Origin of the sequence: Thermoactinomyces sp. DSM 45891, from assembly GCF_900119485.1 — a bacterium.
Lineage (GTDB): Bacteria > Bacillota > Bacilli > Thermoactinomycetales > Thermoactinomycetaceae > Baia.
Window position 1 is genome coordinate 449,865 of sequence record NZ_FPJZ01000001.1, and the last position, 15,244, is coordinate 465,108.

Annotated in this window: 17 protein-coding genes; 4 read left to right on the top strand and 13 right to left on the bottom strand. The window is 42.4% G+C overall.

Features of this window, described 5'->3' with window-relative positions:
• Window positions 1-55: 55 nt before the first annotated feature.
• The 3 genes from secF to BT147_RS02260 form a co-directional block, all read right to left on the bottom strand.
• Window positions 56-973 (bottom strand): protein translocase subunit SecF, encoded by a 918-nt coding sequence (gene secF, locus BT147_RS02250; protein ID WP_177239632.1) that lies wholly within the window; start codon window positions 971-973, stop codon window positions 56-58.
• The gene (gene secD, locus BT147_RS02255; protein WP_072330470.1) at window positions 963-2,195 is read right to left on the bottom strand and encodes a protein translocase subunit SecD; all 1,233 of its coding nucleotides are present in this window, start codon (window positions 2,193-2,195) and stop codon (window positions 963-965) included. The genes secF and secD overlap by 11 nt, the downstream gene beginning before the upstream one ends.
• A gap of 106 nt (window positions 2,196-2,301) precedes the next feature.
• Window positions 2,302-2,595, bottom strand: coding sequence for a post-transcriptional regulator (locus BT147_RS02260; protein WP_143187881.1), 294 nt, complete (start codon window positions 2,593-2,595; stop codon window positions 2,302-2,304).
• Window positions 2,596-2,749: 154 nt separating this feature from the next.
• On the opposite strand from BT147_RS02260, the gene spoVB reads away from it, so the two are divergent.
• Window positions 2,750-4,339, top strand: a complete 1,590-nt coding sequence (gene spoVB, locus BT147_RS02265; protein ID WP_072330472.1) for a stage V sporulation protein B — start codon at window positions 2,750-2,752, stop codon at window positions 4,337-4,339.
• Window positions 4,340-4,389: 50 nt separating this feature from the next.
• Here spoVB and BT147_RS02270 read toward each other — a convergent pair whose 3' ends face one another.
• A complete protein-coding gene (locus BT147_RS02270) occupies window positions 4,390-5,067 on the bottom strand; it encodes a DUF421 domain-containing protein (RefSeq protein ID WP_072330879.1) in 678 nt (225 codons plus the stop codon).
• Between the two features lie 252 nt (window positions 5,068-5,319).
• On the opposite strand from BT147_RS02270, the gene BT147_RS02275 reads away from it, so the two are divergent.
• Entirely contained in the window at window positions 5,320-5,715 is a 396-nt protein-coding gene (locus BT147_RS02275) for a TIGR04086 family membrane protein (protein WP_083426294.1), read from the top strand.
• A gap of 48 nt (window positions 5,716-5,763) precedes the next feature.
• Here the strand turns inward: BT147_RS02275 and yajC are convergent, their stop codons facing one another.
• The 9 genes from yajC to BT147_RS02320 all read right to left on the bottom strand — a co-directional run bounded on the left by yajC (window position 5,764) and on the right by BT147_RS02320 (window position 13,248).
• Window positions 5,764-6,057 carry a preprotein translocase subunit YajC gene (gene yajC / locus BT147_RS02280; protein ID WP_072330474.1) on the bottom strand — a complete coding sequence of 98 codons (294 nt, stop codon included), beginning with the start codon at window positions 6,055-6,057 and terminating at the stop codon, window positions 5,764-5,766.
• Window positions 6,058-6,085: 28 nt separating this feature from the next.
• The gene (gene tgt, locus BT147_RS02285) at window positions 6,086-7,225 is read right to left on the bottom strand and encodes a tRNA guanosine(34) transglycosylase Tgt (RefSeq protein WP_072330476.1); all 1,140 of its coding nucleotides are present in this window, start codon (window positions 7,223-7,225) and stop codon (window positions 6,086-6,088) included.
• Window positions 7,226-7,301: 76 nt separating this feature from the next.
• A complete protein-coding gene (gene queA, locus BT147_RS02290) occupies window positions 7,302-8,336 on the bottom strand; it encodes a tRNA preQ1(34) S-adenosylmethionine ribosyltransferase-isomerase QueA (RefSeq protein ID WP_072330478.1) in 1,035 nt (344 codons plus the stop codon).
• 101 nt (window positions 8,337-8,437) lie between these two features.
• Window positions 8,438-9,442: a Holliday junction branch migration DNA helicase RuvB gene (gene ruvB, locus BT147_RS02295; RefSeq protein ID WP_072330480.1), complete on the bottom strand. Its 1,005-nt coding sequence runs from the start codon at window positions 9,440-9,442 to the stop codon at window positions 8,438-8,440.
• A gap of 11 nt (window positions 9,443-9,453) precedes the next feature.
• Window positions 9,454-10,089, bottom strand: coding sequence for a Holliday junction branch migration protein RuvA (gene ruvA, locus BT147_RS02300; protein WP_072330482.1), 636 nt, complete (start codon window positions 10,087-10,089; stop codon window positions 9,454-9,456).
• Complete coding sequence (gene ruvC, locus BT147_RS02305) at window positions 10,089-10,592, bottom strand: crossover junction endodeoxyribonuclease RuvC (protein WP_072330483.1); 504 nt, start codon at window positions 10,590-10,592, stop codon at window positions 10,089-10,091. Before ruvC ends, ruvA begins: the two co-directional genes overlap by 1 nt.
• 65 nt (window positions 10,593-10,657) lie before the next feature.
• Complete coding sequence (locus BT147_RS02310) at window positions 10,658-11,230, bottom strand: hypothetical protein (RefSeq protein WP_072330485.1); 573 nt, start codon at window positions 11,228-11,230, stop codon at window positions 10,658-10,660.
• 218 nt (window positions 11,231-11,448) lie between these two features.
• The gene (locus tag BT147_RS02315; RefSeq protein ID WP_072330487.1) at window positions 11,449-12,246 is read right to left on the bottom strand and encodes a polysaccharide deacetylase family protein; all 798 of its coding nucleotides are present in this window, start codon (window positions 12,244-12,246) and stop codon (window positions 11,449-11,451) included.
• Window positions 12,247-12,420: 174 nt separating this feature from the next.
• Entirely contained in the window at window positions 12,421-13,248 is an 828-nt protein-coding gene (locus BT147_RS02320) for a polysaccharide deacetylase family protein (RefSeq protein ID WP_083426295.1), read from the bottom strand.
• 290 nt (window positions 13,249-13,538) lie between these two features.
• On the opposite strand from BT147_RS02320, the gene BT147_RS02325 reads away from it, so the two are divergent.
• Both BT147_RS02325 and BT147_RS02330 read left to right on the top strand, forming a co-directional pair.
• Entirely contained in the window at window positions 13,539-14,462 is a 924-nt protein-coding gene (locus BT147_RS02325) for a metal ABC transporter solute-binding protein, Zn/Mn family (RefSeq protein WP_072330489.1), read from the top strand.
• 18 nt (window positions 14,463-14,480) lie between these two features.
• Window positions 14,481-15,242 (top strand): metal ABC transporter ATP-binding protein, encoded by a 762-nt coding sequence (locus tag BT147_RS02330; protein ID WP_072330491.1) that lies wholly within the window; start codon window positions 14,481-14,483, stop codon window positions 15,240-15,242.
• Window positions 15,243-15,244 lie beyond the last annotated feature (2 nt).

The following is a 15,244-nucleotide window of genomic DNA, read 5'->3' on the forward strand; positions in this document are numbered from 1 at the left end:
GACCGCAGATCTTCTCCGCGGTCTTTTCCTTCATTGTATGGAAACAATGATGTTCTTATTCAGTTGTAGGTGATAATTTCGGCTCTTCTTTTCCAGCCTTTATTGAGCGCCATTTCCACATAACCCAGGTCTGGGAGGCGATGAAGATCGAAGAATACGCTCCTGCTAATAGTCCAACAACTAGAGCAAGGGAGAAATTCCGAATTCCCTCTCCACCCAGTAGGAATAGGGATACGGCGCCAAATAATACAGTGAGAACCGTATTAATCGATCGAACCAAGGTTTGTTGGATACTTTGGTTTACCATATCAGATAATTGTTCCCATGTCTTTGGTTGTAGCTTCTCTTCATTTTCACGAATCCGGTCAAAGACGACAATTGTATCGTTCATCGAATAACCAATGATGGTTAGGATCGCGGCGATAAAGAATAGGTCTACTTCGATCTGGAACAGAGAGAAGAACGTGATGATAAGAAAAGCATCGTATAACAACGTAGCTACCGTTGCCATCGCAAATCGATATTCAAAGCGAAATGCAATGTAAATCCCAATAATGGCACAAGCAATCAGTACGCCAATGATGGCATTACGTGCCAGTTCGCGCCCGATAATGGGGTCTACTTTCTGTTCCTGCACCGTTACCTTCACATCAAATTCCTTTGATAAATCCCCTGCGAGTTTATCGATTTTCGGCTTATCTAAAATACTTTCTGTACGGAAGACGACTATTTCTTTTTTGTCGCCAGCCGCACGTGCATTAGGATGCTTAAAACCGTTGTTCTCTAGAACACTTTTTGCCTTTTCCACATCAACGTTTTGCTTCACCGTAAAATCAAGGCGTGTACCACTCACAAAGTCAACACCTAGATTTAATCCTTGAATAAAGAGAGAACCAATCCCGATTAACACGATGATGAGAGAGGCTAATAGGAACGGTTTGCGATAACGCACAAAATTAAATTTATAGTTCACCAATCTCATCCTCCTTCACACGGAACAGCACGGGATTTTTCACTAGATTTGAGTTGACTAAGAGTGACATCAACCAACGTGACAATCCAACTGCGGTCACAAAACTACACAAAATCCCGACGATCAATGCCACTGAGAATCCTTTTACCCCAGCCGTACCAAAAGCAAATAAGACACCACCAGCTAAAATAGTCGTAAAGTTCGCATCAAAAATCGTTAAGAATGAGCGCTTAGAACCTGCTTTCAGCGCACTCTTCACCGTACGACCTACACGTAATTCTTCACGAATACGCTCTGACATAATGATGTTGGCGTCTACTGCCATCCCAATCCCTAAGATAAAGGCGGCAATCCCCGGCAGGGTAAGAGTTACTTTTAAGAAAGCGAAGATAACCAAGTTTAGGTATGTGTATGCGATCAGAGTCATAACAGCCACAAGACCTGGTAGACGATAGAAACCAATTACAAAGATAAAGATCATGAGAACAGAAAGTCCACCTGCTATTAAGGTATCCCTCATCGATTGATGTCCCAAACTCGCATCCACAGCAAAGCTTTGAACTTCTTGAAGCTTGATCGGAAGGGCACCTGCATTTAGGAGGCTTGCTAATTCCTTTGCCTCTTCTGGGGTCTTTTGTCCACTGATGGTTGCTTTCCCACCACTGATCACGGTTTGAATGACAGGGCTGCTCAACTCCTTTTCATCCAAATAGATCGGTAAAGGTTGCCCTATGTATTTTTTTGTAATCTCTTCGAATTTTTTTCCATCTTTAAATTCAATGGCCACAACCGGGCTATTGTATTCATCGAAACTTAATTTGGCACTACCTGGTTTCAGGTCGGCACCCTTAATAACAGCCGTTTTTCCTGTTGGTTCACGGAATGTTAATTCAGCCTGTTTCCCTAAGAGCTCCCGAGCCTTCGCAGGATCCTTCACCCCTGCTAACTGTACCCGAATTCGATTATTCCCTTCAATCGAAATCTCGGGCTCAGACACACCCAGTACGTTAATTCGTCGCTCAAGTGCGTTTGCTACATCAAGAAGAATGGCTTTATCTACTTTTTGATCCTTGGGTGCCTCATATAAAACCTCAAAGCCCCCTTGTAAATCCAATCCCTTTGTAATCTTGTTCCACACTGGAAGAGCGGTCGTACCAGCAAGCGCGAGGATCGCCACGACGATGATGATAAAAATCGTTACTTTTCCTTTTTTGACCTTCATGGACTGTCCTCCTTATTCCATTACCAAGTCCTATTATCCCAAGTGAAGCCCCGGGAGTCAATTGTGACAAATAAAGCCATCAGCATGGCTGATGACCTTTAAGACTTTACTCACTTTTATAGATATTATGTAGCATTAACCAGTTCATAAAGCGGCTCGCTTTTAGAGACATAATATCGTTCACTAAGCGGTTTAGTCTCGGGGTGCCCTGACGATGTTCATCTGAAACACAAGCCCATATTTGTTCGGGTGTTACATTTTCATATCCATATAAATGAAACTCGGATGCTTTACTTCTACAAAGATCTTCGAGGCATTCATCTAATTCTTCCGATGTTAATTGTTGAATTTCATCTTCATCGAAATCATATTCCTGTTCAGGCAAAGCTAGCATCGACATCGTTTCCCTCCAATCTTACTCATTCGACATCTTTTGAATGTATCAATTCTGCACGCGTAACCTTCTTTCCTTCTATCTACGAAAAAGAGTCATGAGCCTATCGGACAAGGCATAACTTGTACTAAAACGTAGTGGACGGAAGAAGGGAGTTACCATGCACAAACAGAGCTTCCTCGCTGGCACCCTCATACTGGTAGGTGCTGGATTTTTAACCAAAATTCTTGGCTTTATCTATCGCATTGCTTTATCTCGTCTGATCGGGGACGAAGGAATGGGCCTTTTTCAACTTGCTTTTCCGATTTTAATCTTCGCTGTTGTGATCACTTCTGCTGGAATCCCTGTAGCAATCTCAAAGCTAGTATCCGAAGCTGAGGCTAAAAATGAAGAGCACAAGATCCCACACATCATTATTGTAGCAGGGATTGTAGTAGGAATCACCAGTACAATCGTTACCAGTTTGGTATTTGTCTTTGCTCCAATCTTAGCCAAAACCCTATTAACTGACCCTAGAACACTCTACGCTCTGATGGGAATCACTCCCATCATTCCTGTTATCGCCGTATCCAGCATCTTCCGCGGTTACTTCCAAGGCCGACAAAATATGAGCCCGTATGCTCTTTCTCAAATTATCGAACAAGTAGTGAGGATCTTTACGGTCCTCATGTTAGCAAAATATTTGCTACCCTACGGTGTGGAATATGCCGCTTCGGGGGCAATGATCGGAATGGTAATCGGTGAGTTTACAGGGATGTTATTCCTCTATTATCGATACCGAAAAGATCCAAAGTGTCCTATTTTAAGAAAAATATGGAAGAGGAGAGAAAACAAGAAAGATGAAAAAAATATTGTGAGTCGATTCAACACGATAACCGACTTCTTCCGGGTTGCTGTTCCCGTTACGTTGAGCAGAACCATCGGCTCCCTTGCTTATGCGGTAGAGCCTATTATTGTATCGCAAAGTTTAGCCATTGCTGGGATCGCCGCAGCTACCTCTACAGCCTTATACGGCCAGTTAGAGGGAATGGCGTTACCGTTAGTCTTCTTTCCCGCTTTTATTACCTACGCCTTAACCGTCTCCCTCGTTCCAGCAGTGAGCGAGGCAGCAGCGCAAAATAATACCACCTTAATCGAGCGAAGACTACAACAGGCAATCCGGCTTTCTTTAATTATCGGTGCTCCCTGTACTATGTTGGTTTATGTGCTAGCAGAACCACTTGCTACCTTGCTCTATCATCAACCAAGTGTTGGTCAAATGATTCAGATCATGGCTCCCATTTCTTTATTTCACTACTTACAAGGTCCTTTTGCCGCTGTGCTTCAAGGGTTGGACAAAGCAAATATCGCGATGCGAAATTCCATTATCGGAGCTGTCATTAAAATGGTATTTATCTGGCTCCTCGCCACTAGGCCATCACTTGGCATTATGGGAGTGGCCATCGCTATCAATATCGGCATATTCGTTGTAACCTGCTTGCATTTTCTTAGTATTATCAAACTCGTCCCTTACATGATTAATGCTAGAGAACTAGTAAAACTTAGTATCAGCATCGGTGGGATGGGATTCGTCTGCTACTATTTAGGAACCCAAGCACATAGTCCCTTGTTACAACGCATTTTATTAACCATCTTATGCGGGTTCGGGATCTATCTCATTTGCCTCGTTCTCTTTTCCTTAATTCGAAAAGATGACGTATCTCGTCTCCCATATGTAGGAGCTTGGGTGGCTCGGTTCCTCCCAAGATAAATTAAACATGCCTCTGCTTAAAATGATTCCTTTCATCTTAGGCAAAGGCATTATGTATCTCTTAAATCGATATAAATATTTCCATATTGATCAACACTTGCATAAAATACATTTTTAAAATCCTTCACTCCCTTTTTTCGCAACTCTTGCTTAAGCCATATATGGTTATATCCCGATTCCGTCAGTTCCTGCTCCTGCACCCTTCCTTCAATGATAACAGGAATTGGCATGCGAAACGGACGTAACTTAGAACCATCATTTTGCACATCTCCCTTTGTTAGTCGGGCCTTTTCCACCTTGGGAAACACGCTTAATTTCCCTGAAGTCTCTAATATAGCAATCTCTACATCCGATACATCAGGGATGTCTTTTTCACGTAGTTGCATTAATAAGTCATCAAGATTATATCTTGATTTCGCCATTATGGAGTCAATAATTTTTCCATCTCTGACGATAACAGTTGGCTCTCCTTCAATCAGGTTGCGTGCTTTGCGACTCTTAAGCAACAAATATGACATCCCAATTTGTAATAAAACCAGAGCGAGAATGGGTACAATGGCATCCACAAGAGGTCTTTCAATATCATCTAGTACGATCGCACTTAGATCCGCGATCATAAATGATACAATTAAATCGAATATCGATAATTTCCCAATCTCTCTTTTTCCCATTAATCTCATCATGAGAAAAAGAAAAATATAGATGAAAATGGTTCGTAGCACGGACATCCAAAGCACACAGTTTCCTCCTTTCCGGTGAAAATGGTAAGATACATTGCTCCTCGTTTAGCATAGTTGGTCGATTATATTTCAGTCCTATTTGTTTATTTTGACCGTAAGCCGATTTTTTATGATCTCGAAATCTCTACTATTAAAATCATATATGAATGGACTGGCTCATAAATTGTACCAAAGCAGGCATTTCCGAAGTTACTTTGCCCGAATTGCCCTAATCAACATACGAAGGGAGTAGAATCCTTTATGAAAGCAACGATTTTTCATTCCAATCGTACTGGCCTGAACTCCCCATGGATCATGGGCCAATGTGTGATATGGTCATCCGTACTCATCCTTTCTCTCGGTACAGCCGTCGTACTCCGCTACACGGACCTCCAAACCAGTAGCTTGCCATGGATTACTTTTCTGATTAACGCTAGCTCGATTTTTACGGGCGGTCTGATCTCTGGAAAACGAACGGAACGAAATGGCTGGATTATGGGGGGGATTCAAGGCATTCTTTACACACTGATACTGATGATCATCGGATTTCTCGCCTTTGATACCTCACTACGTGTCGAGCCGTTGATCTTTGGTATATGCTCATTTGGACTAGGAGCCTTAGGCGGGATGATTGGGATTAACCTATCCAAAAAATAAAAAGCTATTTCTCCTTTGATCGGAGAAAATAGCTTTTTATTTTTCTTCTTATGTCTCTTCAGTTGAAGTGGCTGTTACATCTGTGCCGGTTTTCTTTTCATTGATCGCGGCACGTTCAAAAACAAGACGAGTGTTGTCGTTTACTTTAATGGTAATGGTCTGATCATTTAAATCGACGATCGTACCATGAAGGCCACCAATCGTTACAACTTTATCTCCCTTACTTAAAGAAGCGATCATAGCATTACGCTGTTTACGACTCTTATTTTGTGGACGGATTAGCAAGAAATAGAAAATCGCGATTAGCAAGACAGGGAAAATAAATGCTTGGTACTGTTGCATGGGTATTCCTCCTAAATGTGGTTTAAATTTAAAATTTTTGGACCGGATTTAAGGTACCATAGTACTTCATCATAAATTCATCACGAAAATCGAGAAGACGATCCTCCATGATGGCTTGACGTACTTGGTGCATCAAGTTAAGTAGGAAATACAGATTATGGTACGTTGTCAATCGAAGCCCAAACGTTTCATCTGCCTTAATAAGATGACGAAGATAGGCACGAGAATAGTTGCGACAAGTGTAGCAATCACAATTGGGATCTAATGGACCGAAGTCACGCGTAAATTTAGCATTCCGCACAACAAGGCGACCTCCACTCGTCATCGTAGTCCCATTTCTTGCTATTCGAGTAGGTAAGACACAGTCAAACATGTCGACCCCCAGAATGGCTCCTTGAATTAGAGCTTCTGGTGAACCGACTCCCATTAGATAGCGGGGCTTGTCCTTAGGAAGAAGGGGTGTCGTATATCCAAGGATCTCAAACATCATCTCATGTGGTTCTCCTACGCTTAACCCACCTACCGCATAGCCTGGCAGATCCAAGTCCACTAACTGTCGAGCACTCTCTTCGCGAAGCTCACGGTATTCGCCCCCTTGGACAATACCGAATAACGCCTGATCTTCTGGACGATCGTGGGCTTCTTTACATCTTTTTAACCACCGATAAGTGCGCTCAGTCGAGTTTTTCACGTACTCATACTCTGCTGGATAGGGCGGACACTCATCAAACGCCATAATAATATCCGCACCGAGAGCATTTTGAATCGCCATCACCTTTTCAGGAGATAAGAACAACTTCTCTCCGCTCAAATGCGAACGAAATTGCACCCCTTCCTCGGTAATCTTACGCAAATCACCTAGGCTAAAAACTTGAAATCCACCGCTATCGGTCAAAATCGGACGATCCCAGTTCATGAACTGATGTAATCCACCCGCTTCTTTTACAATCTCATGACCTGGCCGAATAAATAAATGGTATGTATTACTCAAGATAATCTGTGCATCCATCTCTTTTAACTCTTCTGGACTCATTGTTTTTACCGTCGCCAGTGTACCTACCGGCATGAAGATGGGGGTCTCAATGACACCATGTGGCGTATGAAGCCTTCCGAGTCGTGCACCAGACTGCTTACATTGCTTCAATAGTTCATAACGTACAGCCAATATTCTAGTTCCTTCCTAACTTATTATCCATTATAACGAAAAAACCTTTACCACTGCCAATATTATAGAAGACAAGTCATCATATAAGCAACATAGCATCTCCAAAACTAAAAAACCGATATCGCTCCTGCACCGCTTCTTCATACGCATGAAGCAAGATATCCCGACTGCTAAAAGCACTTCCCAGCATTAATAGAGTGGACTGTGGTAAATGAAAATTCGTCAATAACCCATCTACTATCTGAAACTCATATCCTGGATAGATAAAAATATCCGTCCATCCACTACAAGCTTGCACCTCTGACACAAACCTTCTCGCAATGGTCTCCAAGGTACGAATCGAAGTCGTTCCGACGGCTACCACTCGTTTTCCTGCTTTTTTGGCTTCCCTTATAGTGGATGCTGTCTCTTCGCTCATCTCATAATACTCAGCATGCATCTGATGCTCTTCGATCTTATCAACCGTAACAGGTCGAAATGTACCTAATCCCACATGAAGGGTAATAAATGCAACTTGTACACCTTTTTGGCGAATCGCCGTCAAAATCTCATCCGTAAAATGAAGCCCCGCAGTTGGAGCCGCCGCAGAGCCTATCGAGCGAGAGAAGACTGTCTGATATCGTTCAGGATCATCTAATTGTTCATGAATATAGGGAGGCAGGGGCATCTCGCCTAATTGGGTAAACAGGGCTTCTATATCATCAGTTTGGTACTCTAAGCGAAACACACGCCCCCCTGCCACTTCGGTCGACTCTTCCGCAACAGCTCGCAGTTCTCCATTGCCAAATTGGATAACCGATCCTTGCTTCACCCTCTTAGCTGGCTTCACTAGAGCTTCCCAGCGATCTCCGCCCATCGGTTGTAATAATAAAAGCTCAATCTTCGCCCCCGTATCTGCTTTCGTCCCAATAAGCCGCGCAGGTCGAACTCGGCTATCATTTAGGACCAGTACATCTCCTGCTTCTAAATAGCCCACAACCTCAGGAAATTGCGTATGTGTTAGCTCTCCTGACTTGCGGTTTACAATCATTAACCGAGAAGCAGTTCGATCGGTTAATGGGGTCTGTGCAATTAGTTCTTTGGGTAACTCAAATGAAAAATCTGCTACGTTCATGTATGCTCACTCCAAAATATCATTACCAATACGAAAATCAAAGGAATGTCTGTCGCGACAATCCTCGGGCATGTATCTATCCACAGCTCAAATAGTAAGAATCACTTTTCGGGCCATTGTAAACCAAAATGCTCGCAGCAACGTAACGTCACCATCCGCCCACGGGGGGTTCTCTGAAGGAAGCCGATTTGCATAAGATAGGGCTCGTACACGTCTTCAATGGTATTTGGCTCTTCACCTATGGTAGCGGCGATGGTATCCAGTCCCACGGGACCTCCGCGGAACTTCTCGATAATCGAGAGTAGCAATCGATGGTCGACGTGATCTAATCCCAGTCTATCCACTTGAATTCGGTCTAATGCATCTCGTGCAGCATCTCCTGTGATGACCCCATCCCCTTGCACTTGAACGAAGTCACGTACTCGTTTTAGAAGCCGATTTGCAACACGAGGCGTCCCTCGGGAACGAGCCGCAATCTCGAGAGCCCCTTCTTCTCGAATCCCTACTTGTAACAAATCAGATGCTCTCATCACAATAAAAGCTAACTCTTCTTGGGTATAATACTCCAAACGGCTCACTACACCAAATCGATCTCGGAGGGGGGCAGAAAGAGAACCCGCTCTTGTAGTCGCTCCTACCAAGGTAAAGGGGGGGAGGTCCAACCGAACTGAGTGGGCGCTAGGACCCTTACCAATCATAATATCAAGCGCAAAATCCTCCATTGCTGGATATAATACTTCTTCTACAGAACGATTTAATCTATGTATTTCATCAATAAATAAAAAATCATGCGGTTGTAAATTAGTCAAAATCGCTGCTAGATCCCCAGGGCGTTCAATCGCAGGACCTGAAGTCGTGCGGATCTGTGCTCCCATCTCGTTAGCAATAATATGGGAAAGTGTCGTCTTCCCTAGACCTGGGGGTCCGTATAACAATACATGATCAAGCGTTTCATTTCTCATCTTGGCTGCTTCTATGTAGACTTTTAGATTCTCCTTGGCCCGAGACTGTCCGATATACTCCCGCAGAGATCGAGGGCGCAGACTAAACTCAACCATCTCATCCTCTTCCATCATCATCTTGCTTGAGATGATCCGATCTTCCATCCTTCACCCTCCTATCTCTTCACAGACACTTGTAGAGCCAAACGAACCCATTCTCCTGTAGAAAGTTCTTTTTCGGTAGATTCTCTCGCTTTTATCACGGATGACCTAGCTTCCTCTTCGTGATAGCCAAGCCCCGTTAATGCCTCCACCACATCTCGCATATTGGAGTCGTCATCCATTGTGCGATGAACCGATTTCTCCATTATTTGGTCTGGCAACGATAAAGTCAATTGGAATCGACGATCCCAGCCTAGTTTCTGTAATTTGTCTTTTAAATCTAACACAATCCGCTGTGCGGTCTTCTTTCCTATCCCAGGTAATGCTGTTAGAAATTTTAAATCCTCTAACTGAATCGCCGATACAATCTGCTGGGGATTCCCTCCTGCTAAGATCGCAATCCCTGCCTTAGGTCCTATTCCAGAAACCTCTAGTAATAAACGAAATAAATCTCGCTCATCTGTTGTTTGAAAGCCATATAATAACTGGGCATCCTCTCGGACTACTTGATGAGTATAGAGAAAAACCGACTCTTGCTCTTCATAGGAAAATGGATTGGTCACTGTGACTTGATACCCAACTCCTCCTACTTCAATCGCTATATAGTCAGTTCCTCGGTACGCCATCGATCCCCGCAAAAAATCAATCATCACGAAATTCCTCCTCGTCCTACTTGGGATATCGACTTGGAAGAATGTGCCTCACAGATTGCGATTGCCAGTGCATCTGCTACATCATCTGGCTTGGGAACCTTAGACAAACGAAGTAGCATCTTCACCATTTCTTGAACCTGGCGCTTCTCTGCCTTCCCGTATCCCACAGCTCCCACTTTCACCTGAGAAGGGGTATATTCTGTAATCGGGATTCCTGCCTCTTCCACCGCTAAGATGATAACACCTCGTGCTTGGACCACAAGTAGTGCATTGGTTACGTTTTTATTAAAAAATAATTTCTCAATCGCCACTACTTCAGGTCGAAAGCGATCCAATAATACCTTCATCGCATCATAAACCTGCTTCATTCGGGTCGGGATGGAGTAATGAGGCTCTGTTTGAATCGCACCATAATCAACTGCTTCCAATCTGCCACCTTTTTGGTCAATCACTCCATATCCCACAAGCGCATAGCCCGGATCAATCCCCATAATCCGCAAAAACTATCCCCCCTACACCAAGCGAACACACATTCTAGGAATTTTCATTATATCATAACTTGAAGTTAATCTTCATACTCTTCATAGCGATTCTCATCGTTTTGAACCTTGTCTTGCTTCTGCTGTACATTTCGATTAAAACGTTGTAAGTCCTCTTCCTTCATCGATTGAGCAAACATCATTAATTCGTTGCTCAAATCCTTTGTCTGCTTAATAGAGAGGAATGTACCATCCATTAACTTCACAGCCACTCCCTTTTTCACTGGTACCAATTCTACATACCCCACATGCTTCTGATTCGTTCGTGACGCTTTCGAATATTCCCTCGTTAACCGCTCGCGAAACGGCATCGATCTTTTTTCAATCGATTTTAGAGTCTCAAATAAGCTCTGATAATCAAGTTCGTTTCGTTCGTTAAAACGAATAATACCCAGCTCGGATATCTGTGAAAACAATTCTGCAATCGTCTCTCTCGAAAATCCCGTTGCCTCTTCAATCTCCACAGCATCATGTAACTGAATACTTGCTTGTAACAAAATCAATTGTTCATGATTCATGCCGATTATACGGTGATAACGTAACAACATCTCACTCATACCATGCATAGATGTTAGCTCAGCCATACCTATATTTGTCATGAGAAAACTTCCTTTCACTTAATGAATGATCATCACCAAGGTCATTTATTCTATACACCCATTTTAATGTAACCTCACGATCTTCAAAATGGGATTATATGAAAACATATGCAACGTTTCATTCTAAAAGGCATAAAAATGATCAAAAAAGAGGATTAATCTATGATAAAAATAGATTAATCCTCTTTTTTGGGATACATCATCATACCAAACCGTACTCACTTCTTCTTACCTTTCTCATAAGGCGATATCTTTAGTAGCTCTTGTAGTGGGACAATCTGATACTTTTCACTGCGGAGATATTCAATAATCTGGGGTAGAGCTTTAATTGAACCATCTAGATAAGGTTCTCCCCCACCCGAATGCAACAAAATAATAGAACCTGGCTTCACTTTCTCCTTTACCCAGCTAACAATGCGATCTGCACTTCTACCGTCCCAATCTTTTGGATCGACATCCCAGTGGACTAATGTATAGTTATGCCGGGATGCTACACGACAAATTTTATCGTTAATCCTCCCAAAAGGAGGACGAACGTAGAGTGGTTTAAGGCCTAGCTCTTCTTGTATGTATTTCTCGTTTTTCAAAAGGTCCTTCTCAATTTCGCTTTCAGAAACAAGCTGAAAATCACTATGGTGCCATGTATGATTTCCTATCGTATGTCCATCTTTCACGATCCTCTTTAGCTGTTCCGGATGATTCACCGCGCTTTTTCCCATGACAAAAAAAGTAGCTTTCACTTTATATCGTTGTAAGATATCTAATACTTTAGGGGTATATATGCCATCTGGACCATCGTCAAATGTAATCACTACCTTCCTCTGATCCTTAGGAAGGTTGATCGAATAGTAAACAGGATGTTGATTAACACAACCGCGAGCTGAAATATTTGTATTTGTAGGCTTTTTGGGATAAGGTCTCCCCTCTGCATGAGTGGTATAAATAGTGAAATCAAGCAACAAACCCCACACAAGACTGATTACGAGGACTCCTAATAAACATCTCCATTTCTTCATCGTACCACTCCTATCCTCATGTAGTATGAGACAGTAAGAGCGATTTCTTACATGAATTTAATAAAAAAGTCATTATATTTTTCTAGAAAAGACGCATGAAAAATTTAAAAAACGCAATCCTTCAAGGTATCCTGAAGTGAATTGCGTTTTTTAAAAAGGCGTTGGGATTATACACTATTGATATGCCTCTACACCGATAAGCTTATCTACTGTCACAAAACTATAGCCTTTACTCTTTAGGTCACGAATCATTTCTGGCAAAGCTTTTACCGTTTCCTTGAGACCTTCATTTCCAGAGCTATGTTGAAGAATGATTCCACCAGGCTTGAACTCTTTATGATAAGCTTCCATTATTTGATCTTTTGATTTATGATTCCAATCTAATGTATCCACGCTCCACAAAATCACTTTCATATTTAACTGTTGCACCTTATCCCGAACGCCTAGATTAAATGCACCGTACGGAGGGCGGAATAAAGTAGGTGTTTTCCCAATGGCGCTTTTAATAGCATCATTCGTACTCGTAATCTGTTGATTAATGGTCGCTTGATCTTTTTTCGTTAACTGTGGATGGTTCCACGAGTGATTTCCAACAGAATGACCTTCTTCATCTATTCGCTTCACTACATCTGGATGTGCTTTTACATTGTTTCCACAGACAAAAAAGGTAGCAGGTACCTTTTCTTTTTTTAAGATATCCAAAACTTGATTCGTAAAATGAGTATCCGGACCATCATCAAACGTAAAGGCAACTTGCTTATGCAAAGATGAGCCCTGACTAATCACTAATTTAGAACGAAGCGTATTCATTTCAGCAAGTAACTTGTCATTTGTCGTCATTTTCACCGCTGGTAATGTTCTCTCCGACACGGCTAGTAATTTTTCATGAGATAAGTCCTTCACGGGAATCAGATTGGATTCTGCTGCCCCTACAAAATTCGTACAACCTGTTAAAAATACTCCACCTAGCAGGATGGCCCCTATCGAGCGTGCTATTTTCACCCTTTCACCCCTCTCTAAATCTCTAAGTCCATGATTTCCGCTTAGTTCATTTAGCTTCTATAATATCGTCCATCCTAACATATATCCTTTCTTTCTACAGCATTGAATTCGACAATTCTTTGATAAATGTATGCAATGATCATTGACAGAAGCATATGGAGATGACAGAATAGAGCTAATTAAATTTTGCCTTAGGGAAAAATTTATGACTATATCAAATAGATTTGAGGACTAGCATTTTTTATAGGTTGAGCAAACATATGTAACCAAATGAATTAGGAGGAACTCCCATGATTCACAAATTTTTTCGTATCCTACTTATTAGTGCCCTATGCTTCACTTTATTAGTAGGATGTAATCAATCACTTTCAAAATCAGAGAGCAACAAAATACAAGTTACCACGACTACCGGCATGATCGCCGATATCGTAAAAAATGTGGGAGGAACCCATACCGAAGTATCTGCATTGATGGGTACTGGGGTAGATCCCCATCTCTATAAAGCGTCACAAGGCGATATTCGGAAACTAGATCAATCCCATCTCATCTTCTATAATGGACTTCATCTTGAAGGAAAAATGACCGATGTTTTAAGCAAAATTGGTAAAAACAAGCCTGTAACGGCTATATCCGATAAGATCGATCGAGCGAAACTTCTCGAGATTGGTGCAAACTTACACGACCCACACATCTGGTTTGACGTACAACTATGGATGTCTGCTACCGAAGTAGTTCGTGATACCTTGATCAAACAAGACCCTAGTCATAAAGCAGACTATGAAAAACAAGCCGCTGATTACCTAGCTAAGCTAAAGCAGCTGGATGAAGACGTGAAGAAACAAGTAAACAGCGTACCTAAGGAACAACGCGTGCTTGTCACCGCACACGATGCATTTAGTTACTTTGGAAAAGCATACGGAATCGAAGTGGTTGGCTTACAGGGGATTAGTACTGCAGCTGAATATGGATTGAAAGATGTTCAAAACATGGTTGATCTCATTTCCAAACGAAAGATTAAAGCCGTGTTCGTTGAATCAAGTGTTCCTAAAAAATCGATTGAAGCAGTGGTTGAAGGCTCCAAACAAAAAGGACATGAAGTAAAAATTGGCGGCGAACTCTACTCAGATGCGATGGGTAAAGCAGGTACACCAGAAGGAACCTATATCGGAATGGTGCAAGCCAATGTCGCAAAAATAGTGAATTCTTTAAAATAGCACCTAGGAGGGAATACTATGACAAATAAAACTCCGCCTCTTTCGATCGAAAATGTATCAGTCGCCTATCATCGGAAGCCCGTTTTACGCAATATTACCTACCAGTCTCCAGAGGGAGAATGTATTGGCATTATCGGACCAAACGGCGCGGGTAAATCAACCTTGATTAAGGCGGCGCTTGGACTCCTTCCACTAGCAGGAGGAGAAGTTTCTATTTATGGAAAGCCCTATACACAGCAACGAAAATTAGTAGGATACGTCCCACAAAGAGAGTCCGTTGATTGGGACTTTCCTACCAATGCGTTAGATGTCGTATTGATGGGGTTATATGGACAGCTTGGATGGTTCCGCAGACCGAAGTCCGAGCATAAAGATCGTGCATTAGAAGCACTGCGAAAAGTAGGAATGGAGTCGTTTGCGAAGCGACAAATTAGCCAACTATCCGGCGGACAGCAACAACGCGTTTTTCTCGCTCGTGCTCTTGCTCAAGAAGCTCAGATCTATTTTATGGACGAACCATTTGTAGGAGTCGATGCGGCAACAGAAAAAGCAATTGTTCAAGTCTTACACGAATTAAAAGGGCAGAAAAAAACCGTTTTCGTGGTACACCATGACCTCCAGACCGTCTCCGAGTACTTCGACTCTGTGATGTTGTTAAATCTTCGCCTGATTGAATCAGGTCCTACCAGCGAAGTGTTTACAACCGCAAACCTACAAAAAACATATGGAGGACGCCTCGCCATCCTACCACAAACAAATGATTTGCTATCTACCAAATAAGG

Excerpts from the sequence above, each read along its gene's own strand:
- yajC (WP_072330474.1), bottom strand. The coding sequence starts at position 6,057 with ATGCAACAGTACCAAGCATTTATTTTCCCTGTCTTGCTAATCGCGATT.
- spoVB (WP_072330472.1), top strand. The coding sequence starts at position 2,750 with ATGCACAAACAGAGCTTCCTCGCTGGCACCCTCATACTGGTAGGTGCT.
- BT147_RS02310 (WP_072330485.1), bottom strand. The coding sequence starts at position 11,230 with ATGACAAATATAGGTATGGCTGAGCTAACATCTATGCATGGTATGAGT.
- secD (WP_072330470.1), bottom strand. The coding sequence starts at position 2,195 with ATGAAGGTCAAAAAAGGAAAAGTAACGATTTTTATCATCATCGTCGTG.
- queA (WP_072330478.1), bottom strand. The coding sequence starts at position 8,336 with ATGAACGTAGCAGATTTTTCATTTGAGTTACCCAAAGAACTAATTGCA.
- BT147_RS02260 (WP_143187881.1), bottom strand. The coding sequence starts at position 2,595 with ATGTCGATGCTAGCTTTGCCTGAACAGGAATATGATTTCGATGAAGAT.
- ruvA (WP_072330482.1), bottom strand. The coding sequence starts at position 10,089 with ATGATTGATTTTTTGCGGGGATCGATGGCGTACCGAGGAACTGACTAT.
- BT147_RS02270 (WP_072330879.1), bottom strand. The coding sequence starts at position 5,067 with ATGTCCGTGCTACGAACCATTTTCATCTATATTTTTCTTTTTCTCATG.
- BT147_RS02275 (WP_083426294.1), top strand. The coding sequence starts at position 5,320 with ATGAAAGCAACGATTTTTCATTCCAATCGTACTGGCCTGAACTCCCCA.
- BT147_RS02330 (WP_072330491.1), top strand. The coding sequence starts at position 14,481 with ATGACAAATAAAACTCCGCCTCTTTCGATCGAAAATGTATCAGTCGCC.
- BT147_RS02325 (WP_072330489.1), top strand. The coding sequence starts at position 13,539 with ATGATTCACAAATTTTTTCGTATCCTACTTATTAGTGCCCTATGCTTC.
- ruvB (WP_072330480.1), bottom strand. The coding sequence starts at position 9,442 with ATGGAAGATCGGATCATCTCAAGCAAGATGATGATGGAAGAGGATGAG.
- BT147_RS02315 (WP_072330487.1), bottom strand. The coding sequence starts at position 12,246 with ATGAAGAAATGGAGATGTTTATTAGGAGTCCTCGTAATCAGTCTTGTG.